We start from the raw sequence: 22,001 nt of genomic DNA, 5'->3' as shown, positions 1-22,001 counted from the left end.
CCCCCCGGTCCCCGCGAATCCGTCCCCGGGGCGGCACCCACAAGGAACGCCCCGGGGACGGAAAAACCCTCAGAAAGCGCCCCGCGCCGAGAATTGGTAGGTCCGAATGTTCGTTCCCGATCCGTACCGGGAGCCGGACGGCTCGTGGATGACCGAGCTGATCCGCCTCAACCCCTTCGCCCTGCTGGTGTCCAACGGCCCCGCCCACGCCGACCCGTACGCCACCCACCTCCCCGTGATCCGCGACCCGGAGTGGACCGGCGCATGGACCGAGAACCTGGCCGGCGGCCGCCTCATCGGCCATATGAACCGGGAGAACCCGCACTGGACGGCCCTGGAGAACGGCACGCCCGTCCTCATCACCTTCACCGGACCGCACGCCTATGTGTCGCCGACGGTCTACGACATCACCCCGGCCGCCCCCACCTGGGACTTCACCTCCGTCCACGTCCACGGTGTCTTCGAGAAGATCGAGGCCGCCGCCCCCGGTGAGGACTCCCTGGAGGTCTGCAAGGACACCGTCAAGGCATACGAGCGCGACTTCGGCGCCGCCAAGGCCTGGGACATGTCCCGCTCCATCGACTACTTCGCGACGATCCTGCCCGCGGTGGGCGCCTTCCGCGTCGAGATCACCGGCGCCGAGGGCATGTTCAAGCTCAGCCAGGAACAGGACGAGGAGATCCGCGAGCGGGTCCGCGAGGACTTCGCCCTGCGCGACTCCAGCCAGTACCGCGAGACGGCCGAACTCATGGACCGCATGGAGAAGACCGGAACCATCAAGGGCTGTCCGGTCCACCACTGAGTTCAACTGTCCATCCAGTACCGCCGTTGACGCTCCAAAAAGGCGCAACGTACCTTTCCAGCACACCACTTGCGGGAGAATTCATGGAAGCGAACACCGAAGCGTACGAGGTCGTGGGAATAGGTTTCGGACCGGCCAACCTCTCGCTCGCCATCGCACTGGAGGAGCAGCGCGGAAAGGACGAGAAGCAGCTCACCGCTGCCTTCTTCGAGAAGCAGCCGTCACTCGGCTGGCACCGCAACATGCTGCTTCCCGACACCAGGATGCAGATCTCCTTCCTGAAGGATCTGGCGACCTTCCGCAACCCGGCCTCCCAGTGGAGTTTCATCGCCTATCTGCACGCCGCCGGCCGTCTCGCGCAGTTCGTGAACAACCAGAACTTCTTCCCCACCAGGAACGAATTCCACGACTATCTCGAATGGGCCGAGTCCAGTTTCTCGGACCGTGTCACCTACAACTCCGAGGTGAACGCGGTCCACCTGCCCGACGGACACGCCGGCGGCCCCGTCGACACCGTCCGCGTCGAGGTGAAGGACAACGGCCCGCGCGGCGGCACCCGCCTCGTCGAGGCCCGCAACCTCGTCATCTCCACCGGCCTCGTCCCGAAGATGCCCGGCGGCGTCGACCGCGGCGAACGCGTCTGGCACAGCTCCGAGTTCCTCGGCCGGTTCAACACCCTCGACCGGAGCCGGGTCCGCCGGTTCGCCGTCGTCGGCGCCGGCCAGAGCGCCGCCGAGATCACCCGGTTCGTCTACGACACGATCCCGGACGCCGAGGTCTACGCGATCATGCCGTCGTACGGCTACTCGATCGCCGACGACACCCCCTACGCCAACCGCATCTTCGACGCCGACGCCGTCGACGACTACTACGGCGGCACCGAACGCACCCGCGAGTCGTTCTGGCGCTACCACCGCAACACCAACTACGGCGTCGCCGACGACGAGGTCATCCGCGACCTCTACCAGCGCGCGTACGACGACGAGGTGGCCCGGATCAAGCGCCTCCACCTGCTCAACCTGTCCCGTGTCCAGCGGGTCGACCAGACCACCGACGGGGCCCGGCTCACCATGCACTCCGTGCGCGACGACTCGGTGTACGACCTCGACGTCGACGCGATCGTCTTCGCCACCGGCTACGACTCCATGGACCCGACCGCCCTCCTGGGCGACCTGGCGCCGTACTGCCTCCGCGACGACGCGGGCCGCCTGCGGGTCGAGCGCGACTACCGCCTCGTCACGACGCCCGAACTGAACGTCGGCATCTACCTCCAGGGCGGCACCGAGCACACCCACGGCCTCGCCTCCTCGCTGCTGTCCAACATCGCCATCCGCAGCGGCGAGATCGCCGACGCCATCGCCATCGACCTGGCGTCACGCCAGCACACGACCGTCTGACACGACCGCCCCGAGGCCGCGGCTCCGTCAGCACCGAGACCGCGACCCCGTCAGCACCGACCGTTTCGACCACACACCGATCGACGTACACCGAGAAGGAGTGACCCCGTCATGAGCACCAACCCGTTCGACGACGCCAACGGCACCTTCCACGTCCTCGTCAACGACGAGGAGCAGCACTCGCTGTGGCCGACCTTCACCCAGGTCCCGGCGGGCTGGCGGGTGGTGTTCGGCGACGCCGGCCGCCAGGACTGCCTCGACTACATCGAGCGGCACTGGACCGACCTGCGGCCCAAGAGCCTCCGCGAGGCGATGGCCGGCGCATGAGCGCCCGCCGCGAGGGTGTCCTCGCCCGCCCTCGCGCGGCGGTGCGCCGCCGGACCTCCCTCCGGCCGGCGTACCGCCGCGGGGAGCGCACCGCCACCCGCCGCCGGTACCTGATGTGCCAGCCGTACCCGTTCGACGCGGTGGAGGCGGACCGCCCCTGGACCGACCGGTCCTCCGCCCCCCTGACCTCCCGGCGGGCCCTGATGCAGTGGGGTTGCCTCTACAGCCTCTACCTCTCGCTCGGCCACGACGTCCGGCTGATCGGCCCGCTTCCCGGACTGCCCGACGGGGTCCGAGCGGCGGCGACCGCGGCGGTCGTGGACGGCCGGGTGCTGGGGGCGCGCCGGGGCGGTCCGGCGGGTGAACCGGCGTACCTGGACTGGTTCCGCACGCACGGCTTCACGGACGTACGCGGTGCCGTCCACGCCAACGAGGGCGCGCGGGACGTCCTGGCCACGGACCGCTGGATTCTCGCCGGCCGTCAGGTGGGGAGCGCCCCCGAGGCCCACCGCGAGGCCCTGGACTTCTTCCGGCGTCCCCTGATCAGCCTGGAGTTGGCGGACCCCCGCTTCCAGCACCTCGACACCGCGCTGGCCGTGCTGGACGGCGACGAGGTGATGTACCACCCGGCGGCGTTCACCGAGGTCAGCCGGGACGTGCTGGCCGGCCTCTTCCCCGACGCCCTCCTGGTCGACGAGCCGGCCGCGGCGTCGCCGGCGCTCAACGCGGTCAGCGACGGCCTCCATGTGGTCCTGCCGGAAACGGCGGAAGCGGTGGCGCCGGCCCTGCGGGAGCGGGGCTTCCGCCCACTGCTGCTGGATCTGTCGGAGCTGGTGAGGGGAGACGGAGGAGTCAAGTCCTGCACGCTGGAGTTGGGGCCGGGCGCCTCATGACTCGGGGCCGTGTGTGGTTGTGGCGGGTGCGGGCGAGTGGGGGTTTCTCGCGCAGTTCCCCGCGCCCCTGAAGGCTCGGGCCTGCGGCCCGGCCTTCAGCTGAAAAGCACGGGGCGCAGCCCCGGCCGCTTTTCAGGGGCGCGGGGAACTGCGCGACCAGCCCCCACACACCCGCACCCGCCAACGCACGCGCACCCCCGAGCCGCGAGGCATGAGGCGCCCAATCCCGGTATCCGGACACGAGTTGCGGCGCGGCGATCATCTCGCGTACGTTCCTGATCAGGTCATGAGTGACAGCCACAAGGCCCCGGCCGGCTGTCCGGCAACCCTCCGTCCGTGGCGGGGTGCCCCGGGTGAAGACCAGGTCGTAGGCAGCGAGGTCTACGACAAGCGCGGACCCCTCACACACTTGTGACAAGTGTGAGGCCAGGGGTCCTGGTCGTTCGAGGGAGTCCTCCGTGAGCAAGCGAATGCGATAGGGCCGCCGAGCCCCGCCTCCGCGCACCCCTTTTCCTTCCTTCAGCGTGCCCCTCTTCGGCATGCCCTCTCACGGGAGTCCCCCATGTCTGTCTCCAGCGTCTCCAGCCTTGCCGCCGACCGGTCCGTTTGTGCCCCGCTGTCCGTTCTCGGCAGGGATGTCACCGTCCCGCTCGTCACCGGCGGCGAGGTCACCTACGCCGCGCTCGACTACGCCGCCAGCGCCCCCGCGCTCCAGCGGGTCTGGGACGACGTGGCGGCGTACGCGCCGTACTACGGCAGCGTGCACCGGGGTGCCGGGTATCTGTCGCAGCTGTCGACGGACCTCTTCGAGAACGCCCGCCGCACTGTCGCCGCGTTCCTCGACTGCCGGGAGGACGACCAGCTGGTCTTCACCCGGTCCACCACCGACTCGCTGAACCTCCTCGCCGCGGCCCTGCCCGCCGACTGCCAGGTCTTCGTGTTCGAGACCGAGCACCACGCCTCGCTGCTGCCCTGGCGGGACGCCCGCGTGACCTACCTCGACGCGCCCCGGACGCCCGCCGCGGCCGTCGCCACGCTGGAACGCGCCCTCGCCGACCGGGACCCCCACGGCCCGGCACTGGTCTGCGTCACCGGCGCCTCCAACGTCACCGGCGAGATCTGGCCGGTGCGTGAACTGGCCGCCGCCGCGCACGCGCACGGCGCGCGGATCGTGCTCGACGCCGCGCAGCTCGCACCCCACCACCCCGTCTCCGTACAGGACCTGGACGTCGACTGGGTCGCCTTCTCCGGGCACAAGCTGTACGCGCCCTTCGGCTCCGGCGTCCTCGCCGGGCGCGCCGACTGGCTGCGGGAGGCGGACCCGTACCTCGCGGGCGGCGGCGCCTCCCGCAAGGTGACCCGGCGGACGGACGGGGGCGTGGACGTCGAGTGGCACGAGACCGCCGCGCGCCACGAGGCCGGCTCGCCCAACGTCATCGGCGCGTACGCCATCGCCTCCGCCTGCAAGGCCCTCACCGAGGCCGGGTTCGACACCCTCGTCGCCCGTGAGCGGCACCTGATCGACACGGTCCGCGCCGGACTCGCCGAGGTGCCCGAGGTCCGGGTGCTCTCCCTGTTCGGCGACGACGCGCCGCGGGTCGGGGTCATCTCCTTCGTCGTCGACGGCTGGAACAGCTCCCACTTCGCGGCGGCCCTCTCGGCCGAGTACGGCATCGGCGTCCGCGACGGCCTGTTCTGCGCCCACCCGCTGGTCCGCACCCTGCTCGGCAGCGATCCGCACACCCAGGGGGAGTGCGGCGCGCCCGAGGCCGCGCCGGGCGAGAAGTCCCTCAACGCGATCCGGGTGAGCTTCGGCGCCGGCACGCCCGACGAGCACGTCGAGCGGTTCGTGGGCGCGGTCAGGGAGCTCGTCCGGGACGGTGCCCGGTGGAACTACCGCACCGAGGACGGCCGTTGCGTCCCCGCCACCTGACGTCATCTGTCGCCACCCTGCCCCAAAGGACAACTGTTCGAGGCTGAGCGGGGCTGCCTAGGGTGGGTGGGCGGTCGGTCTTCGCGGCCGCTCACTACGGGGAGTACGAATGAAGCGTGGGATGAAGGGGCTCGTGATCGCCTCCGCCATGACGGCGGGCATGGTGCTGGCGGGCGGGATCCAGGCGGACTCGGCCGAGGCCGCCATGGGCGACTGCAAGCCGAAGGGCTCGCTCTGCCTGTGGGACGCCAAGAACTACAAGCACACCATGTCGTACTACAAGGTGAACCCGGTGGCCGACTACAAGTGCGGCAGGGGCGCGTGGGTGCCGCCGTACGCGGACCATCCCACCCACAAGCGGCTGCCGCGTTCGACGTGGAACCGGACCACCAAGACGTGGTACGGCAAGGACAGCCGGGGCAGGGACCGTCAGATCGTGCGTAAGACCGGGATGCGCGGGTCCACCGATCCGGACATCAGCGCCTACAAGTCGATCAAGAAGTGGTGCTGGAAGTGACCCGGGGAACCGTTCCCGGGTGATCGCCGGACGGCCGTAGCGGCCCTTCGGCAGTTCGACACGGCGGGTCCTCCTCGGTGTGGACCCGCCGTGCGGCGTCTGTGCAGTCCGTCGTCGTCCCTGGTCAGCCGTCCAGGCCGATGGCGAACGCGGCCTCCAGGTCGTGCTGCGAGTACGTCCGGAACGCCACGTGCGTGTCCGTCCCCTGCACCCCCGGGATCTTGCTGATGCGCCCGGGGATCACCTCGGCGAGGTCCTCATGGGCCTTGACCCGGACCATGGCGACCAGATCGTACGTACCGGTCACCGAGAACACCTCGGTCACCGACTCGATCGCGGCGATCGACTCCGCGATCTCCGGGATCCGGTCCACGCTGGTCTTGATGAGCACGATCGCGGTGATCACGGCTGGTGTTCTCCCTCGGGGGCCGGAGCGGGGGCATTCGCTGTCACTCTAGTCCTCCGCCCATAACGCCCCCACGCGTAGACGAACCCCAGTCCGAACCCGACGAGGTGCGCCAGATAGGCGACCCCCGGCCCGGACGTCTCCCGGCGCGCGGCCAGCCACTGAAGGGTCACCCAGAACGGCAGGGTCACCCACGCCGGGAAGCGCAGCGGCAAGAAGAACAGGAACGGGAACAGGCTCGTCACGCGCGCTCCGGGGAACAGGAAGAGGAACGCGCCAAGGACGGCGGAGATCGCCCCGGACGCGCCCACCAGTGACTGCTGCGACCCGGCGTGCGCGACCGCGTACGCCACCAGGGCGAGGTACCCGCAGCCCACGTAGAAGAGGGCGAACTCCACATGGCCCATGCGTTCCTCGGCCATCGCCCCGAAGACGAAGAGGAACAGCATGTTGCCCAGGAGGTGCAGCCAGCTGCCGTGCACGAAGAGGGCCGTGAGGGGCGTGAGGACCGCGCGGGGCGTGCCGGCGAAGAGTTCGACCGGTACGACACCCCAGCGGCGGAAATAGGCCCGCTGCGCTGCGAGCAGCTCGTCCCCGGCGCCGTACACGGGGTTCAGGCCCGCCGCCGGACCGATCAGGAAGACCAGACAGCAGGCGGCGATCAGCGTGTACGTCACCGGCGCCGACTCGTTCCGCACGGTCCGCTCGAGCGGTCGCCCCGCGTCGGGGGCGGACCGGGGCCCGAAAACATGTGCGCTCCACTTGCCGATCATGAGCAGAGCATGACGTAACGGGACCCACCCGCACAGACCGCCTCGCCGCCGAGGGGCTTCGTCGTCACCGCCGGCGGCACTCCCCGGGCGGACGGGCGGCGAGTACCGGTCAGGCCGTAGGGTTACGAGCCACACGCACCGGGAGTCCGGCGCGCGCATCACGGAGACTGGAAGAAGGAAGAGCAGCCACGATGACGGTTCCCCTGCCGACGGCCACGACCCGCTGGCGATGCACCCTCTGCGGCAACCTCACGCGGTTCGACGTGACCCGCTCGTCCAAGGTCGTCGAGTACGTTCACCTCGACCTCGCCGGGGAGTCGAAGGTCGAGGAGCGCGAGGTGGTCAGTGAGACCATCGAGTCGGTCCGCTGCCGCTGGTGCAACGCCGTGGACCAGGTGGAACTGGTGGACCGGCCGGGCGCCGGCTCCTGAGGACGTGGGTCCCCGCTCGCGCGTGTCGGGAGCGGCGGAGGGGCCCGCATGGAAATGGGGTGTGACGGATGGTGGAGACCACAGGCGGGGGGCCGGGCGACGGCGCCGCTGAGGTGCTCGACCGTCCGCTGCCCGAAGGCGTGCGCCGGCGTGTCGTGCAGATCGTGTCGGACGGGTTCGGCGGCCTGACCGTCGCCGAACTGCCCGCGCAGCTCCGGCAGTACGCCCGGTTCGCCCCGAACCGCCGGGTGAAGTTCGCCGGCAACGCCATGGCGGCCGCGGTCGAGGGTGACACGCTTTTCAGACAGCGGATCGCGGAGCGGTTCCGCGAGGCCCACCCGGAGCTGGCCGGCGCCCTGGACACCGGCGCCCCGCCGCCGGCCGCCGACCCGCTGGACGTGGCGGCCGCCGCGTACGTCCTGCGCCCCACGGGCTGGGTCAAGCTGGTCGCCGCGGCCGGCGAGGAGGCCCAGCGGGCGGACGCCGAGCGGGCCGACGAGGAGAGCCGCGCCGAACTGGAGCGGCTGCGCGAGCAGCTCGCGGAGGCCCGCGACCACACGAAGGCCGAGACCGAACGGCTGCGCCAGGAGCTGGAATCGGCCAAGAAGGACGCCGACTCCCTGCACCGCAAGCTCCGGGCGGCCGTCAGCGACGTCAAGCGCGGCGAGGCCGCCCTGCGCAAGCTGAACGCCGAGATGGAGGCCCTGCGCGCCGAGAGCCACGCCCAGGTGTCCGCCGCCGAGAGCGAGACCCGGCGGCTGAAGGCCCGGCTCGGCGAGGCGGAGGCCGCCCTGGAGGCCACCCGGCGGGCGGCCCGTGAGGGGCGCAGCGTCGAGGACATGCGCGTACGGCTGCTGCTGGACACCGTGCTCGACGCCGCCCAGGGCCTCAGGCGGGAGCTGGCGCTGCCGCCGGTGTCCGTACGGCCCGCCGAGACCGTCGACGCGGTCGAGCCGGGGCGGATGACACCGAAGGACATCGCCGCCCGCGCGCTGTCCGAGAACGACCCGGCGATCCTGGACCAGTTGCTCGCGCTGCCGCAGGCCCACCTCGTGGTCGACGGCTACAACGTCACCAAGACCGGCTATCCGCAGATGCCCCTGGAGAAGCAGCGGCTCAGGCTCCTCGGGCAGCTGTCGCAGCTCGCCGCGCAGACCGGCGCCGAGGTCACCTGCGTCTTCGACGGGGCGGAGCTGGCCGCGCCCGTGCTGCTCGCACCGCCGCGCGGGGTGCGGGTGTTGTTCTCCAAGCCCGGCGTCACCGCCGACGAGTTGATCCGGCAGCTGGTGCGCGCCGAACCGCCGGGGCGGCCGGTCATCGTCGCCTCCACCGACCGGGAGGTGGCCGACGGCGTCGCCAAGGCGGGCGCGCGCCCGGTGGCCTCGGCGGTGCTCCTGAAACGGCTTTCCTGACCCTTCGGTCACGTCCGCACCAACCGCAACGTACGGGCGATATGACCGAATTGACGGAACTGTTGCGCAACGTAGCGTCAATCGAGCATTACTGCATGTGTGTTGAGTGTAAATAGTGCGCCGGGGGATGGGATTTTTGCTGTGTGGGATTTGAAGTGATCACCGTTAGGTCACTAGGGTCTGGGCTCAAACCTCTGGACGGGTGATCGTTGCCGCCGGTCCCCCTTCGGGCGGGCGATCGCTCACAAGAAGGAGTTCACCTACCGTGGCGTCCCACCGTCGACCCAAGCAGCCGAGCCGTGCGCGAGTGAGCGTGCTCACCACCGCCGCCGCCGCTGCCGTGGCACTGACCTCGCAGGCGGCCAACGCCGCCCCCAGCGACAAGCCGAGCAAGGAAGAGGTCAAGGCCAAGGTCGACGCGCTCTACGAGGACGCGGGCCGGGCCACCGACAAGTACAACGGGGCCAAGGAGAAGCAGGAGAAGCTCCAGAAGGAGATCTCCACCATCCAGGACAACGTCGCCCGCGGCCAGGAGGAGCTCAACGAGCTGCGCGAGGGCATAGGCCAGGCGGCCAGCGCCCAGTACCGCACGGGCGGCATCGACTCCTCGATCCAGCTGTTCCTCTCCGCCGACCCCGACGACTACCTCGACAAGGCCACCACCCTGGACCAGTTGAGCGGCCAGCAGGTCGAGCAGCTCAAGAAGATCCAGGAGAAGCAGCGGGCGCTCGCCCAGCAGCGCCAGGAGGCGGCCGAGAAGCTCGAGGACCTCGCCGAGACCCGCGAGACCCTGGGCAAGAAGAAGAAGGAATACCAGAACAAGCTCGCCGCGGCGCAGAGGCTCCTCAACAGCCTCACCGCCCAGGAGCGGGCCGACCTCGCCGAGGACGAGCAGCGCGCCAGCCGCGACGCCGGCGAGCGTGTCGAACTCGGCAAGGACGTCCCCGCCTCCGACCGCGCCGCCGCCGCGCTGGCCGCCGCCGACACCCAGCTCGGCAAGCCGTACGTCTCCGGTGGCAGCGGCCCCAACTCCTACGACTGCTCCGGCCTCACGCAGTGGGCGTACGCGCAGGCCGGTGTGTCGATCTCCCGGACCACGTACACCCAGCAGAACGACGGCACGAAGATCGGCCGCGACCAGCTGATGCCGGGCGACCTGGTGTTCTTCAACAACCTGGGTCACGTCGGCCTCTACGCCGGCAACAACACGGTCATCCACGCCCCCTACCCGGGCAAGGTCGTCCGCTACGAGTCGATGGACACCATCGGTTCCTTCCAGTTCGGCGTCCGCGTCGTCTGACGCCCCCACGGCTCGATCGAGGCCGGTTGTCACACACCGTGACAACCGGCCTCTTTCCGCTTCAAGATCAGGACACAATGCCGCCCGAACGGGCGAATTCCCGCACCTCGCACTGACCCCGCGCCCCGCTGGTGACCTGCGTCCCGAGCAAGACGTCACGCTCCGTGTCCGCGGAGGTCTTTGGCTGTGACCGGGTCGCGCGGCTACTGTCGGCCGCGCCTTCCTCACCCGCCGTGAGAACGCCCCCGCGAAGGGGCATCTCGACGCCGTGCCGGGGGAGGATCCTGTCCGCCGTCGAAGGGAGTGCGGCTTCCCGTGGGGTCCCACAGTCGTCTTGTACCGTCCGGGTTCGACCGGGGCGCAGCCGCCGCCCTGGGCGTGCTGTCCGCCGCGGCCGCCGCGCTCGGCGCCATCCCCGTCCAGCAGGCCGCCGCCGAGCCGCACGACAACCCCACCCGTGCCGAGGTGGACCGGCTGTACGAGCAGGCCGAACGGGCCACCGAGGCGTACAACAAGGCCGACGAGCGCGCCGACGAGCTGCGCGACCAGGTCGGCGCCGCCCAGGACGCCATCGCCCGCAAGCAGGACAGCGTCAACACCATGCGGGCGTCCCTCGGTTCGCTCGCCGGCGCGCAGTACCGCTCGGGCGCCTTCGACCCGTCGCTCGCCCTGCTGTTCTCCACCGACCCGGACGACTACCTCGCCAAGGCCTCCGCGCTCGACCGGATCAGCACCCACCAGGCGGGCGAACTCCGTGACCTCCAGCAGGCGGTGCGGGAGCTCACCCAGAAGCGCCAGGAGGCCACCGGGAAGCTCAAGGAGCTGGAGAAGAGCCGCAAGGCCGTCGCCGCGCACAAGCGGACCGTCGAGCGGAAGCTCGCCCAGGCCCGCGAACTCCTCAACGCCCTGCCCGACGAGGAGCGCGCGGAGTACGACCGCGCCTCCCGCTCCGGCCGCGCCGAGATGGTGCAGGAGACCCCCGACCCCTCCGGTGCCGTCGCCACCGGCACCCGTGCCGCCACCGCCGTCTCCGCGGCCCGCTCCGCCCTCGGCAAGCCGTACATCTGGGGCTCCGCCGGCCCGCACGGCTTCGACTGCTCGGGTCTGATGGTGTGGTCGTACGCGCAGGCGGGTGTCGCGCTCCCGCGGACCTCGCAGGCCCAGCGGTACGCGGGCACCCAGGTCCCGCTCTCCCAGGCCCAGCCGGGAGACCTGGTCACCTACCGCTCCGACGCCAGTCACGTCGGTATGTACGTGGGCAACGGCCAGGTCATTCACGCCCCCTACCCGGGCGCCCCCGTCCGCTACGACCCCGTCGGCATGATGCCCATCGCCTCCGTCACCCGCCCCTGACCGCGGCCCCCGCCGCATCGAGGCCCGGCCGGCTCGTCCCAGGGGCGGCCGGGCCGCCGTACGATCGGGAACGTGGCTGGTCGAAGGCGTGCGCTCGCGGGAGGCGCGGGAGTCTGTCTCGCACTGACCCTGCTCTCCGGCTGCGGCGGCGCGGCACCGGACTCCGCGCGCGCCGACGTCGAGGCCATGCTCGACCGGCGGGCGACGGCGGTCCTCGAACGGGACGCGGCGGCCTACCGGGCCACCGAGGAGCCGACGGTCACCACGAGCGGTCAACGTGCCACCGGGGCGGCCGAGTTCGCGAACCTCCGCGATCTGCCGCTGGCCTCCTGGTCCTACGGCCTCACCGGCTTTCGGCGCACCGGCGACCGGGCCACGGCCGAGGCGGCCCTGCGCTACCGGATACGCGGCTACGACAAGGCGCCCGTCACCGCCGTACGGACGCTGAGCCTGGCGCGGGACGACGACGGCCGCTGGCGGGTCGCCTCCGACGAGCCGTCGGAGGCGGGCACCGAACAGCTGTGGGAGCAGGGGCCGATACGGGCCGTCCGCGGTGAGCGGAGCCTGGTGCTCGGGGTGGGCCGGTCGGACGCGAACCTGCGGGAGTACGCCCGGCTGGCGGACCGGGCCGTGCCCGCCGTGACCGAGGCGTGGGGCGAGGACTGGGCGCGACGGGTCGTCGTCCTCGTCCCGAAGTCGCTGGAGGAGATGGCGGAGCTCCTCGGGGCGCCCGCGTCCGGCTACCGGGGGATCGCCGCCGTCACCACCGGGGAGGCCGGAGGCGCGGCCAGGGCGCCCGCGGACCGGATCATCGTCAACCCCGACGCCTACGCGGTGCTCGGCGCGTTCGGCAAGCAGGTCGTCCTCACCCATGAGACGACCCATGTCGCCACCCGCGCCCACACCAACGCCGCCACGCCCCTGTGGCTCTCCGAGGGGTACGCCGACTGGACCGGATACCGGGCGACCGGCCGCACCGCGCCGGAGGTCGCCCCGGAGCTGCGCAGGGCGGTCGAGGCGGGGCGGGTCCCCGACGCGCTGCCGACGGACGCCGACTTCGGGTTCACCGGCGACTCGGGCCGGCTCGCCCGCGCCTACGAGAGCGGCTGGCTGGCCTGCCGGCTGATCGCGGACCGCTGGGGCGAGGTACGGCTCGACGAGTTCTACCGGGCCGTCGGAGCCCACGGGAAGCGCCCCGGAGCCGTGGAGGGCGCCCTGAAGGACGTCCTGGGCACGGACCTCGCCGCCTTCACCGCGCAGTGGCGGGAGTACGTACGGGCGCAGCTCCCCTGAGCGCCGGGCTCCGGCGGGCGGGAGCGGTGGGCGGAACGCCTAACCGTGCGCGGTGCCGGCGACGTCGACCGCTTCGGTGCCCTCGCGGCGCATCCGCTCGACGCCCCAGGCGCCCAGCGGCTCCAGCGCCCGGTTGAGCGTCCGCCCGTCCTCGGTCAGGGAGTACTCCACCCGCGGCGGCACCTCGGCGTAGACCTCCCGGTGCACGAGGCCGTCCTCCTCCAGCTCGCGCAGGTGCTGCGTCAGCATCTTCTCGCTCACGCCCGGCATTCCCCGGCGGAGCTCGGCGAAGCGGCGCACACCGTGGACCTCCAGCTCCCAGAGGATGAACCCCTTCCACTTGCCGCTCAACACGTCGAACGCGGCGTCGATGCCGCAGATGTACGGCCCCCGTCTCGGCGCCCTCGCCATCACGATCCCCCTTACGGAAAGGTAAGTACCGCAGTAATTAGTCGGTACTTCCGAGACTAGTGGCGCTGTTCGAGCATGGAGGGGTGAACGCACACCAGAACCCCCCTACCAGCAAGGACAGTTCCGTCACCGTCATCGGGCTCGGCCCGATGGGGCAGGCGATGACCCGCACCCTGCTCGCCGCCGGCCACCCCGTCACCGTCTGGAACCGCACCGCCTCCCGCGCCGACGGCCTCGTCGCCGACGGCGCGAGGCTCGCGGCGACCCCCGGCGAGGCGGTCGAGGCGAGCGACCTCGTGATCCTCAGCCTCACCGACTACCGGGCCATGTACGACATCCTCGACCGCGCCACCGCGTCCCTCGCTGGCCGGACGCTGGTCAACCTCAGCTCCGACACGCCCGACCGCACCCGCGAGGCGGTGACCTGGGCGGCGGGTCACGGGGCCGCTTTCCTCACCGGCGGCGTCATGGTCCCCGCGCCGATGGTCGGCACGCCGGCGTCGCAGGTCTACTACAGCGGCGACGCCCCGGTGTTCGAGCGGCAGCGGGAGGTGCTGGCCCGGCTGGGGACACCGCGGTACCTGGGCGCGGACCCGGGCCTCGCCCAGCTGATGTACCAGGCCCAGCTCGCCGTGTTCCTCACCACCCTGTCGGGACTGATGCACGCCACCGCGATGCTGGGGACGGCGGGGACGCCCGCCAAGGACGCGCTGCCGGAGCTGCTGTCCTTCACCGACTCGATCGGCGCCATGCTGAGGGCCGGTGAGGAGCACCCCGGTGCCGCGCTCGACGCGGGCGAGCACCCGGGCGACCTCAGCACGGTCACCATGATGGGCGCGACGTCCGACCACATCGTCGAGACCAGCACGTCACTCGGCCTCGACCTCGCGCTGCCCCTGGCCGTGCAGGCCCACTACCGGCGCGCGATCGAGAACGGCCACGGCGGCGACAACTGGACCCGCATCATCGACAGCATCTGCGGCCGCGGCTGACGCCGCCGTCGCGCCGGGCACGCTCAGGAGTTCAGCGACTCCCTGGTGCGGGCCGCCTGCCCCGGGACCGCGGCCCGGCGCGGGTGCGGGACCGTGCTCCGCCACAGTTCGAGGGCGGCGACGAGCGCGGCCAGCACGAGGAGCCCGTTGCGGACGAAGAGGAGGGTGATGCCCAGCCAGTCGCTCATGACGACATGGGCGAACCAGATCGGGAACTCCAGCACGGTCACGAAGGACGCCATCAGGACCAGCACGGCGGGCCACAGCATGCGGCCTGCCCGGAAGCAGAGGCACACGGCCGCGAGGCCGACCAGCCACACCATGTACTGGGGGCTGATCACCCTGCTGGTCGCCGTGAACATCAGCACCGCCGTGAACGCGGCGTCGGCGAGGGTGTGCGGGGCGAAGCGCCGGGCCCGCACCCGCCACAGCAGCAGCCAGGCGAACGCCACCCCGCTCAGCACCAGGGCCGCGTCGCTCACGACGTCGACATGGTCGCCGAGGAACTCCACCGAGCCGTAGTTCAGCAGCACCTGGCCGTCCCAGCCGAAGTGCCGGGCCACGTGGAAGACGAGGGCGCCCAGCGACTCCACCTCGGTGCCCCGGTCGCGCTGGAAGGTCAGGAAGGCGAACGCGCCGGGCATCGAGACGGCGAGGACCAGCGACAGGCCGGCCGCCGTGGCCGCCGCCCAGAGCCACGCCGTACGGCCGCGGGCCCCCAGGAGCAGCAGGGCCGGCCACACCTTCAGCAGGGCCGCGAAAGCCGTCAGCGCCCCCATCACCGCCGGGCGGCGGCTGCCCGCGAGGAGCGCGGCGACCGCGACCGCGGTCACCATCACGTCGTAGCGGGCGTACACCGTCGGGCCGAGCAGCGGCAGGCCCACCACCCACACCCAGGCGCCGTGCCGGGACCGGCCCGGCCTGCCGCCGGTGTACAGGAGCAGGGCGAGCACCGCCAGATCGGCGAGGAAGGCGAGGACGAAGAACGCGGAGGCGTACTCCAGGAAGGGCAGCAGCGCGGGGGAGAGGATCGCGAGGGCGGCGGCGGGCGGGTACTGCCACGTCACGTCGTCCAGCGGATACGTTCCGGTGCGCAGGGTGCCGTACCAGCCCTGGTAGATGACCGACACGTCGGTGGTGACGTCCGGGCCGGGGAACACCCACACCTTGAAGACGAACAGCAGCAGGACCAGCCTGCTCGCGCCCCAGACCGCGAGCAGGCCGAACGGGGGCCGCCGTGTGCCCGTCATGTCCAGCTGAGCCATCCGATGCCCCTGTCCGAAGTGCCGCCGCGCCCGGCGTGTCGTCTCCGCGCGGGTTACCCCACGATTGTGCGGGTGGGGGGACATGATCTCCCGTCCGGCCGTGAGACGGCGGTGAAGCAGGGGCGGATCCTGTGTGAGGTGCCTCGCGGCGGCCGGCGCGGCCCCGTTCGGTAGGGTCGGCGGCGATGCACAAGACCCTGATCGTGACCAACGACTTCCCGCCCCGGCCCGGCGGCATCCAGGCGTTCCTGCACAACATGGCGTTGCGTCTGGACCCCGAGAAGGTCGTCGTCTACGCCTCGACCTGGAAGCGGAGCCGCGAGGGTGTCGAGGCGACGGCCGCCTTCGACGCCGAGCAGCCCTTCACCGTCGTGCGCGACCGCACGACCATGCTGCTGCCGACGCCCGGCGTCACGCGGACGGCCGTGCGGCTGCTGCGCGAGCACGGCTGCACGTCCGTGTGGTTCGGGGCGGCGGCCCCCCTCGGGCTGATGGCCCCCGCCCTGCGCCGGGCGGGCGCCCGGCGGCTGGTGGCCACCACGCACGGGCACGAGGCGGGCTGGGCCCAGCTGCCCGCCGCCCGACAGCTGCTGCGGCGGATCGGCGAGGGCACGGACACGATCACCTACCTCGGCGAGTACACGCGCTCCCGGATCGCCACGGCCCTCACCCCCGCGGCGGCGGGGCGCATGGTCCAGCTGCCGCCCGGCGTGGACGAGAAGACCTTCCACCCGGACTCCGGCGGCGACGAGGTCCGCGCCCGGCTCGGGCTCACCGACCGCCCGGTGGTCGTGTGCGTCTCCCGGCTCGTCCCCCGCAAGGGGCAGGACACCCTGATCCGGGCGATGCCGGCCGTCCTCGCGAAGGAGCCGGACGCGGTCCTGCTGATCGTCGGCGGAGGACCGTACGAGAAGGAGCTGCGCCGCCTCGCCGAGGAGACCGGCGTCGCCGGGTCGGTCCGCTTCACCGGGTCCGTGCCCTGGTCCGAACTGCCCGCCCACTACGGCGCGGGCGACGTCTTCGCGATGCCGTGCCGCACCCGGCGGGGCGGGCTGGACGTGGAGGGCCTCGGCATCGTCTACCTGGAGGCGTCCGCCACCGGCCTCCCCGTCGTCGCCGGTGACTCCGGCGGCGCCCCCGACGCGGTGCTCGACGGCGAGACCGGCTGGGTCGTGCGGGGCGGTCGGCCGGAGGAGGTCGCGGAACGCGTCGTCACCCTGCTCGGCGATCCCGAGCTGCGCCGCCGCATGGGGGAGCGGGGGCGGGCGTGGGTGGAGGAACGGTGGCGGTGGGACACGTTGGCCGAAAGGTTGGAGTTGTTGCTGTAGGGGCAAAGGGGGCATCCAGTATCTCTGGTGGGAATGGGGGCGTCCGCCCATCCTGTGTGCATGACAGAGAAACTGACGCAACATCACCTTTCTCGCCGTCGCGTCCTCGGCATGACCGCCCTCCAGACGGCCGCCGCCCTCGGGCTCACCCGAGTCGACCTCCAGTCGGCGCACGCCGTCGAGCCCGACGCCGTCGGCACCTCCCCGGCGCTCGTGATCGGCTCGGGCTACGGCGCCGCCGTGGCCGCCCTCCGCCTCGGACAGGCCGGCATCCGCACCGTCGTCCTGGAGATGGGCCGACTGTGGAACACGGCCGGCCCGGACGGCAAGGTCTTCTGTTCGACCAGGGAACCGGACAGCAGATCCATGTGGTTCAAGACCCGCACGGAGGCCCCGCTCGCCACCTTCCTGTGGCTGGACGTCGTCAACAGGGACATCAGCCCCTACCCCGGCGTCCTGGACCGGGTCCGCTACGCCGACATGTCCGTCTTCCTGGGCCGGGGCGTCGGCGGCGGCTCCCTCGTCAACGGCAGCATGGCCGTCACCCCCCTCCAGTCGTACTTCGCCGAGCAGTTCCCCACCGTCGACACGGCCGAGATGTACGGCACGTACTTCCCGCGCGCCCGCGCCATGCTCGGCGTCAACACCGTCGACCCGGCGTGGTTCGAGTCCACCGAGTGGTACCGCTTCAGCCGTGTCTCGCGCGCCCACGCCCAGAAGGCCGGACTGAAGACCACCTTCGTCCCGAGCGTCTACGACTTCGGCTACATGCAGCGCGAGGCAGCCGGCACGGCGACGAAGTCGGCCCTCGCCGGGGAGGTCATCTACGGCAACAACCACGGCAAGAAGAGCCTCGACAAGACGTACCTCGCCGCCGCCCTCGGCACCGGGAACGTCACCATCCACACCATGGAGCGGGCCCGGGACATCCGCAGGGAGAAGGACGGGACGTACGTCGTCACCGTCGACCGCGTCGACGACACCAACACGGTCGTCGAGACCAAGGAGTACGGCTGCACGTACCTCTTCCTCGGCGCGGGGAGCGTCGGCACCTCCGAACTCCTCGTCCGGGCACGGGCCAAGGGCACCCTCCCCGCGCTGAACGCGAGCGTCGGCGCCGGCTGGGGCACCAACGGCAATGTGATGCTCGGCCGGGCCAACCACCTGTGGGACACGGTCGGGGCGAACCAGTCGACCATGCCGGTCCTCGGCATCGACGACTGGGCCAACACCGCCAACCCCGTCTTCGCCGAGATAGCCCCGCTGCCCACCGGGCTGGAGCACTGGGTCAGCCTCTACCTCGCCCTCACCAAGAACCCCGAGCGCGCCTCGTTCACCTACGACGCCGCGAGCGACTCCGCGAAACTCGGCTGGAGCACCGCTCAGAGCGCGGTCTCCGTCTCCATGGCCAAGAAACTCTTCGACCGGATCAACGCGGCCAACCACACGATCTACCGGTACGACCTGTTCGGCTCGTCCAACAAGGTGTTCGCCGACGACTTCACCTACCACCCGCTGGGCGGCTGCGTGCTGGGCAGGGCGACCGACGACTACGGGAGGGTGAAGGGCTACTCGAAGCTCTACGTCACCGACGGCTCGCTGGTGCCCGGCTCGATCGGCGTCAACCCGTTCGTCACCATCACCGCGCTCGCCGAACGCACGATGGCGCGGGTCCTCGCCGAGGACACCGCGCCATAGTCGTACCTCCGGGGGCGTGCTACTTCGCGTAGATCGCCTCGATCTCGTCCGCGAAGTCCTTCGCCACCACGTTCCGCTTGAGCTTCAGGGACGGCGTCAGGTGGCCCGAGTCCTCCGTGAACTGGGAGGAGAGAATGCGGAACTTCCGCACCGATTCCGCCTTCGACACCGCGGCGTTGCCGTCGTCGATCGCGGCCTGGACGGCCGCGTTCAGATCGGCGTCCGCGCTCAGTGACGCCGCGGTGGACCCCGCCGGCTTGCCGTGCTCGGCGGCCCAACGGCCCAGGAATTCCTCGTCGATGGTGACCAGCGCGCCCACGAACGGACGCCCGTCGCCGACGACCATGCACTCCGCGACCAGGGCGTGCGCCCGGATCCGGTCCTCGATCACGGCCGGGGCGACGTTCTTGCCGCCCGCGGTGACGATGATCTCCTTCTTGCGGCCGGTGATCCTGAGGTAGCCGTCCTCGTCGAGGGTGCCGATGTCACCGGTGTGGAACCAGCCGTCGGCCAGCGCCTGGGCGGTCGCGCCCGGGTTGTTCCAGTACTCCTTGAACAGGTGGTCGCCGTGCAGGAGCACCTCGCCGTCGTCCGCGATCCGCACCACGGAACCCGGCAGCGGCTGCCCGACCGTACCGATCTTCTGCCGGTCCCACGGGTTGAACGCCGTCGCCGCACAGGACTCCGTCAGGCCGTAGCCCTCCAGGACGGTGAAGCCGATGCCGCGGAAGAAGTGCCCGAGGCGCTCGCCCAGCGGGGCGCCGCCGGAGATCGCGTACTCGCCCTTGCCGCCGAGCACCGCCCGCAGCTTGCTGTAGACGAGCTTGTCGAACACCTTGTGCTTGATCTTCAGCCCGAGGGCCGGTCCCGACGGGGTGTCCAGCGCCTTGCTGTACGCGATCGCCGTGTCCGCCGCCTTGTCGAAGATCTTGCCCTTGCCGTCGGCCTGCGCCTTGGCCCGGGCGGAGTTGTAGACCTTCTCGAACACCCGCGGCACACCGAGGATCAGCGTCGGCCGGAAGGAGGCCAGCTCGTCCGTGAGGTTCTTGATGTCCGGCACGGTGCCCAGCTTGATCGGCGCCATCATCGGCGCGACCTGCACCAGCCGGCCGAACACATGCGCCAGCGGGAGGAAGAGCAGCACACTGCACTCGCCCGTGCGGAACAGGGGCCGCAGCCGCTCCACCACGTTGCCGCACTCGGCGAAGAAGCTGCGGTGGGTGAGGACGCACCCCTTCGGGCGGCCCGTCGTGCCGGACGTGTAGACGATGGTCGCCGGGTCGTCGGCCTTCGCCAGCGAGCTGCGCTCCTCGACGGCCTGGTCGGTGACGTCCTGGCCGAGGCGCCCCAGCTCCTCCACACCACCGCCCTCGATCTGCCACAGGTGCTTGAGCGCGGGCAGCCGGTCGCGCACCGACTCGACGGCGGCCGTGTGCGTGTCCAGCTCCACGATCATGGCAGTGGCGCCCGAGTCGGCGAGGATCCACTCCACCTGCTCCGGCGAACTGGTCTCGTACACCGGCACGGTGACCGCGCCCGCCGACCAGATCGCGAAGTCCAGCAGGGTCCACTCGTACCGGGTACGGGACATCAGCCCGACCCGGTCGCCCGGCTGGACACCGGCGGCGATGAGCCCCTTCGCGGCCGCCCGTACCTCGGCGAGGAACTGGACCGCGTCGACGTCCTGCCAGGCGCCGTCCACCTTGCGGGCGATGACGGCGACATCGGGATGCTGCGCGGCGTTTCTGCGGACGATGTCGGTCAGATTGCCGTCCGCGGGGACCTCGTACAAAGCCGGAAGGCTGAACTCGCGCAAGACTGCTGCTCCTCATAGGGCGCCGGCGCCACGACGTACGCGTGTGATGCGACGGTGCGGTCCATGGCTGGGGCTAGCGCTCAGGTCCCCATGGTTCCTCACTGGTTGAAAACCTGAGCACGACTGGACTGCCCGGACGTTACCCGCCGGTATGGCTTCTCCGCGAGGGGGGTGCGGGAGATGTTTTCCGCGTCACACGGAGGGGGTTCTCCGGGAACAATAATCCCCACACTTACTGACTGGCCAGTAACCACAGGTTCGGTCGACTCTGTTCACCTATGCCGCACCCGCCTACGCTTGATCGTCATGGCACCCACACGAGGCGGTAACCGCAGGACACGTATTCATGTGGTCAGTGACGTGCACGGCAACGCGCGCGACCTGGCCAGAGCCGGCGAGGGTGCCGACGCCCTGGTGTGCCTCGGTGACCTGGTCCTCTTCCTCGACTACGCGGACCACTCGCGCGGGATCTTCCCCGATCTGTTCGGCGCCGAGAACGCCACCCGGCTCGTCGAACTGCGCACCGCCCGGCGCTTCGAGGAGGCCCGCGAACACGGCGCCCGGCTCTGGGCCGGCATCGGGCAGGACCGTTCCGCCGTGATCGAGAAGGCCGTGCGCAAGCAGTACGCCGAGCTGTTCGCGGCGTTCCCGGTGCCGACGTACGCGACCTACGGCAATGTCGACATGCCGGCGCTGTGGTCCGAGTACGCGGGGCAGGGGACGACCGTGCTGGACGGGGAGCGGGTCGAGATCGGGGGCTGGGTCTTCGGGTTCGTGGGCGGCGGTCTGCGCACCCCCATGCGCACCCCGTACGAGATCAGCGACGAGGAGTACGCGGCGAAGATCGAGGCCGTGGGGGAGGTGGACGTGCTGTGCACGCACATCCCGCCGGAGGTGCCCGAGCTGGTGTACGACACGGTCGCGCGCCGGTTCGAGCGCGGGAGTCGCGCGCTGTTGGACGCGATCCGCCGGACCCGGCCCCGGTACGCGCTGTTCGGGCACGTCCACCAGCCGCTGGCGCGGCGGATGCGGATCGGGGCCACCGAGTGCGTGAACGTGGGGCACTTCGCCGGGAGCGGTAAGCCATGGGCGTTGGAGTGGTGAGCCCGTACGCGCGGTAGCCTTCACGCTGCACATACGTGCGCACCCACCTCCCTCACCGGAACGTCTCTGGAGGAGCCACGGCGATGGCGGAATTCACCAGTTCGAGCATCACGATCGAGGCTGCGGCGGCCGACGTCATGGGAGTGATCGCCGACTTCGCCCGCTACCCCGACTGGACGGGTGAGGTGAAGGAGGCGGAGGTCCTGAAGACCGACGACGAGGGGCGCGCCGAGCAGGTGCGGCTCGTCATGGACGCCGGGGCGATCAAGGACGACCAGACGCTGGCCTACACGTGGACCGGGGCGAACGAAGTGTCCTGGACGCTGGTCAAGTCGCAGATGCTGCGGTCGCTGGACGGGTCGTACATCCTCAAGCCGGTGAGTGACTCGGCGACCGAGGTGACGTACCAGCTGACCGTGGACGTGAAGATCCCGATGCTCGGGATGATCAAGCGCAAGGCGGAGAAGGTGATCATCGATCGGGCGCTGGCGGGGCTGAAGAAGCGGGTGGAGTCGGGGGCGTAGGCCCGTCCGCCGGGCTGCCCACCCGC

The 22,001-nt window shown here is 71.1% G+C and carries 21 protein-coding genes and 1 riboswitch; of the genes, 16 read left to right on the top strand and 5 right to left on the bottom strand.

The features are described 5' to 3' along the window. The first annotated feature begins 106 nt into the window (after positions 1–106). From AOK15_RS14135 to AOK15_RS14110, 6 genes are all read left to right on the top strand, one after another. Positions 107–802, top strand: coding sequence for an FMN-binding negative transcriptional regulator (locus tag AOK15_RS14135; protein ID WP_055516489.1), 696 nt, complete (start codon positions 107–109; stop codon positions 800–802). Positions 803–885: 83 nt separating this feature from the next. Continuing rightward, the gene (locus AOK15_RS14130; RefSeq protein ID WP_055516487.1) at positions 886–2,199 is read left to right on the top strand and encodes a lysine N(6)-hydroxylase/L-ornithine N(5)-oxygenase family protein; all 1,314 of its coding nucleotides are present in this window, start codon (positions 886–888) and stop codon (positions 2,197–2,199) included. Positions 2,200–2,310: 111 nt separating this feature from the next. After that, positions 2,311–2,526 carry an MbtH family protein gene (locus tag AOK15_RS14125; protein WP_055516485.1) on the top strand — a complete coding sequence of 72 codons (216 nt, stop codon included), beginning with the start codon at positions 2,311–2,313 and terminating at the stop codon, positions 2,524–2,526. Beyond that, a complete protein-coding gene (locus AOK15_RS14120) occupies positions 2,523–3,419 on the top strand; it encodes a dimethylarginine dimethylaminohydrolase family protein (RefSeq protein WP_240508426.1) in 897 nt (298 codons plus the stop codon). The genes AOK15_RS14125 and AOK15_RS14120 overlap by 4 nt, the downstream gene beginning before the upstream one ends. Before the next feature lie 282 nt (positions 3,420–3,701). Continuing rightward, a riboswitch (SAM riboswitch) is annotated at positions 3,702–3,818 on the top strand. Positions 3,819–3,981: 163 nt separating this feature from the next. After that, positions 3,982–5,352, top strand: coding sequence for an aminotransferase class V-fold PLP-dependent enzyme (locus tag AOK15_RS14115; RefSeq protein ID WP_055516482.1), 1,371 nt, complete (start codon positions 3,982–3,984; stop codon positions 5,350–5,352). 109 nt (positions 5,353–5,461) lie between these two features. Beyond that, positions 5,462–5,869 carry a hypothetical protein gene (locus AOK15_RS14110; protein WP_157870248.1) on the top strand — a complete coding sequence of 136 codons (408 nt, stop codon included), beginning with the start codon at positions 5,462–5,464 and terminating at the stop codon, positions 5,867–5,869. 124 nt (positions 5,870–5,993) lie between these two features. Here the strand turns inward: AOK15_RS14110 and AOK15_RS14105 are convergent, their stop codons facing one another. Then, the gene (locus tag AOK15_RS14105) at positions 5,994–6,275 is read right to left on the bottom strand and encodes an Lrp/AsnC family transcriptional regulator (protein ID WP_055516478.1); all 282 of its coding nucleotides are present in this window, start codon (positions 6,273–6,275) and stop codon (positions 5,994–5,996) included. Continuing rightward, positions 6,272–7,048, bottom strand: a complete 777-nt coding sequence (locus tag AOK15_RS14100) for a rhomboid family intramembrane serine protease (RefSeq protein ID WP_055516476.1) — start codon at positions 7,046–7,048, stop codon at positions 6,272–6,274. The genes AOK15_RS14105 and AOK15_RS14100 overlap by 4 nt, the downstream gene beginning before the upstream one ends. Positions 7,049–7,239: 191 nt before the next feature. On the opposite strand from AOK15_RS14100, the gene AOK15_RS14095 reads away from it, so the two are divergent. The 5 genes from AOK15_RS14095 to AOK15_RS14070 all read left to right on the top strand — a co-directional run bounded on the left by AOK15_RS14095 (position 7,240) and on the right by AOK15_RS14070 (position 12,837). Beyond that, entirely contained in the window at positions 7,240–7,479 is a 240-nt protein-coding gene (locus AOK15_RS14095) for a hypothetical protein (RefSeq protein WP_055516474.1), read from the top strand. A gap of 68 nt (positions 7,480–7,547) precedes the next feature. Beyond that, positions 7,548–8,891, top strand: a complete 1,344-nt coding sequence (locus AOK15_RS14090) for an NYN domain-containing protein (protein ID WP_055516472.1) — start codon at positions 7,548–7,550, stop codon at positions 8,889–8,891. A 265-nt stretch (positions 8,892–9,156) separates the two neighbouring features. Beyond that, positions 9,157–10,191 carry a C40 family peptidase gene (locus AOK15_RS14085; protein WP_055516470.1) on the top strand — a complete coding sequence of 345 codons (1,035 nt, stop codon included), beginning with the start codon at positions 9,157–9,159 and terminating at the stop codon, positions 10,189–10,191. Between the two features lie 315 nt (positions 10,192–10,506). Further along, positions 10,507–11,544 carry a C40 family peptidase gene (locus AOK15_RS14075; RefSeq protein ID WP_055516467.1) on the top strand — a complete coding sequence of 346 codons (1,038 nt, stop codon included), beginning with the start codon at positions 10,507–10,509 and terminating at the stop codon, positions 11,542–11,544. A gap of 72 nt (positions 11,545–11,616) precedes the next feature. Continuing rightward, complete coding sequence (locus AOK15_RS14070) at positions 11,617–12,837, top strand: Cif family virulence factor (RefSeq protein WP_055516465.1); 1,221 nt, start codon at positions 11,617–11,619, stop codon at positions 12,835–12,837. A 39-nt stretch (positions 12,838–12,876) separates the two neighbouring features. Here AOK15_RS14070 and AOK15_RS14065 read toward each other — a convergent pair whose 3' ends face one another. Further along, positions 12,877–13,248: a winged helix-turn-helix transcriptional regulator gene (locus AOK15_RS14065; RefSeq protein WP_055516463.1), complete on the bottom strand. Its 372-nt coding sequence runs from the start codon at positions 13,246–13,248 to the stop codon at positions 12,877–12,879. 83 nt (positions 13,249–13,331) lie between these two features. Between AOK15_RS14065 and AOK15_RS14060 the strand changes: the two genes are divergently transcribed. Further along, complete coding sequence (locus tag AOK15_RS14060; protein ID WP_055516461.1) at positions 13,332–14,240, top strand: NAD(P)-dependent oxidoreductase; 909 nt, start codon at positions 13,332–13,334, stop codon at positions 14,238–14,240. A gap of 23 nt (positions 14,241–14,263) precedes the next feature. On the opposite strand, the gene AOK15_RS14055 is transcribed toward AOK15_RS14060, so the two are convergent. Next, entirely contained in the window at positions 14,264–15,505 is a 1,242-nt protein-coding gene (locus tag AOK15_RS14055) for a glycosyltransferase 87 family protein (protein WP_055516459.1), read from the bottom strand. A 185-nt stretch (positions 15,506–15,690) separates the two neighbouring features. Here AOK15_RS14055 and AOK15_RS14050 point away from each other — a divergent pair, with 185 nt between their 5' ends. Next, positions 15,691–16,833 carry a glycosyltransferase family 4 protein gene (locus AOK15_RS14050; RefSeq protein ID WP_055516457.1) on the top strand — a complete coding sequence of 381 codons (1,143 nt, stop codon included), beginning with the start codon at positions 15,691–15,693 and terminating at the stop codon, positions 16,831–16,833. A gap of 60 nt (positions 16,834–16,893) precedes the next feature. After that, positions 16,894–18,531, top strand: coding sequence for a GMC oxidoreductase (locus AOK15_RS14045; RefSeq protein WP_478078809.1), 1,638 nt, complete (start codon positions 16,894–16,896; stop codon positions 18,529–18,531). A 19-nt stretch (positions 18,532–18,550) separates the two neighbouring features. On the opposite strand, the gene AOK15_RS14040 is transcribed toward AOK15_RS14045, so the two are convergent. Further along, complete coding sequence (locus AOK15_RS14040; protein ID WP_055516453.1) at positions 18,551–20,347, bottom strand: AMP-dependent synthetase/ligase; 1,797 nt, start codon at positions 20,345–20,347, stop codon at positions 18,551–18,553. Between the two features lie 306 nt (positions 20,348–20,653). On the opposite strand from AOK15_RS14040, the gene AOK15_RS14035 reads away from it, so the two are divergent. After that, entirely contained in the window at positions 20,654–21,451 is a 798-nt protein-coding gene (locus tag AOK15_RS14035; protein WP_079058478.1) for a metallophosphoesterase family protein, read from the top strand. Positions 21,452–21,534: 83 nt separating this feature from the next. After that, the gene (locus AOK15_RS14030; RefSeq protein ID WP_055516449.1) at positions 21,535–21,975 is read left to right on the top strand and encodes an SRPBCC family protein; all 441 of its coding nucleotides are present in this window, start codon (positions 21,535–21,537) and stop codon (positions 21,973–21,975) included. The last annotated feature ends 26 nt before the right edge of the window (positions 21,976–22,001 follow it).

The sequence above is a fragment of the Streptomyces ossamyceticus genome, from assembly GCF_001418475.1.
GTDB classification, from domain to species: domain Bacteria; phylum Actinomycetota; class Actinomycetes; order Streptomycetales; family Streptomycetaceae; genus Streptomyces; species Streptomyces ossamyceticus.
The sequence above is the reverse complement of the archived record's forward strand: the minus strand, read 5'-3'. Positions and strand labels throughout refer to the sequence as shown.

Bases quoted from the DNA above. Each gene is read 5' to 3' on its own strand.
- AOK15_RS14135 (WP_055516489.1), top strand. From the start codon at position 107: ATGTTCGTTCCCGATCCGTACCGGGAGCCGGACGGCTCGTGGATGACC.
- AOK15_RS14130 (WP_055516487.1), top strand. From the start codon at position 886: ATGGAAGCGAACACCGAAGCGTACGAGGTCGTGGGAATAGGTTTCGGA.
- AOK15_RS14125 (WP_055516485.1), top strand. From the start codon at position 2,311: ATGAGCACCAACCCGTTCGACGACGCCAACGGCACCTTCCACGTCCTC.
- AOK15_RS14120 (WP_240508426.1), top strand. From the start codon at position 2,523: ATGAGCGCCCGCCGCGAGGGTGTCCTCGCCCGCCCTCGCGCGGCGGTG.
- AOK15_RS14115 (WP_055516482.1), top strand. From the start codon at position 3,982: ATGTCTGTCTCCAGCGTCTCCAGCCTTGCCGCCGACCGGTCCGTTTGT.
- AOK15_RS14110 (WP_157870248.1), top strand. From the start codon at position 5,462: ATGAAGCGTGGGATGAAGGGGCTCGTGATCGCCTCCGCCATGACGGCG.
- AOK15_RS14100 (WP_055516476.1), bottom strand. From the start codon at position 7,048: ATGATCGGCAAGTGGAGCGCACATGTTTTCGGGCCCCGGTCCGCCCCC.
- AOK15_RS14095 (WP_055516474.1), top strand. From the start codon at position 7,240: ATGACGGTTCCCCTGCCGACGGCCACGACCCGCTGGCGATGCACCCTC.
- AOK15_RS14090 (WP_055516472.1), top strand. From the start codon at position 7,548: ATGGTGGAGACCACAGGCGGGGGGCCGGGCGACGGCGCCGCTGAGGTG.
- AOK15_RS14065 (WP_055516463.1), bottom strand. From the start codon at position 13,248: ATGGCGAGGGCGCCGAGACGGGGGCCGTACATCTGCGGCATCGACGCC.
- AOK15_RS14055 (WP_055516459.1), bottom strand. From the start codon at position 15,505: ATGGCTCAGCTGGACATGACGGGCACACGGCGGCCCCCGTTCGGCCTG.
- AOK15_RS14050 (WP_055516457.1), top strand. From the start codon at position 15,691: ATGCACAAGACCCTGATCGTGACCAACGACTTCCCGCCCCGGCCCGGC.
- AOK15_RS14045 (WP_478078809.1), top strand. From the start codon at position 16,894: ATGACAGAGAAACTGACGCAACATCACCTTTCTCGCCGTCGCGTCCTC.
- AOK15_RS14035 (WP_079058478.1), top strand. From the start codon at position 20,654: ATGGCACCCACACGAGGCGGTAACCGCAGGACACGTATTCATGTGGTC.
- AOK15_RS14030 (WP_055516449.1), top strand. From the start codon at position 21,535: ATGGCGGAATTCACCAGTTCGAGCATCACGATCGAGGCTGCGGCGGCC.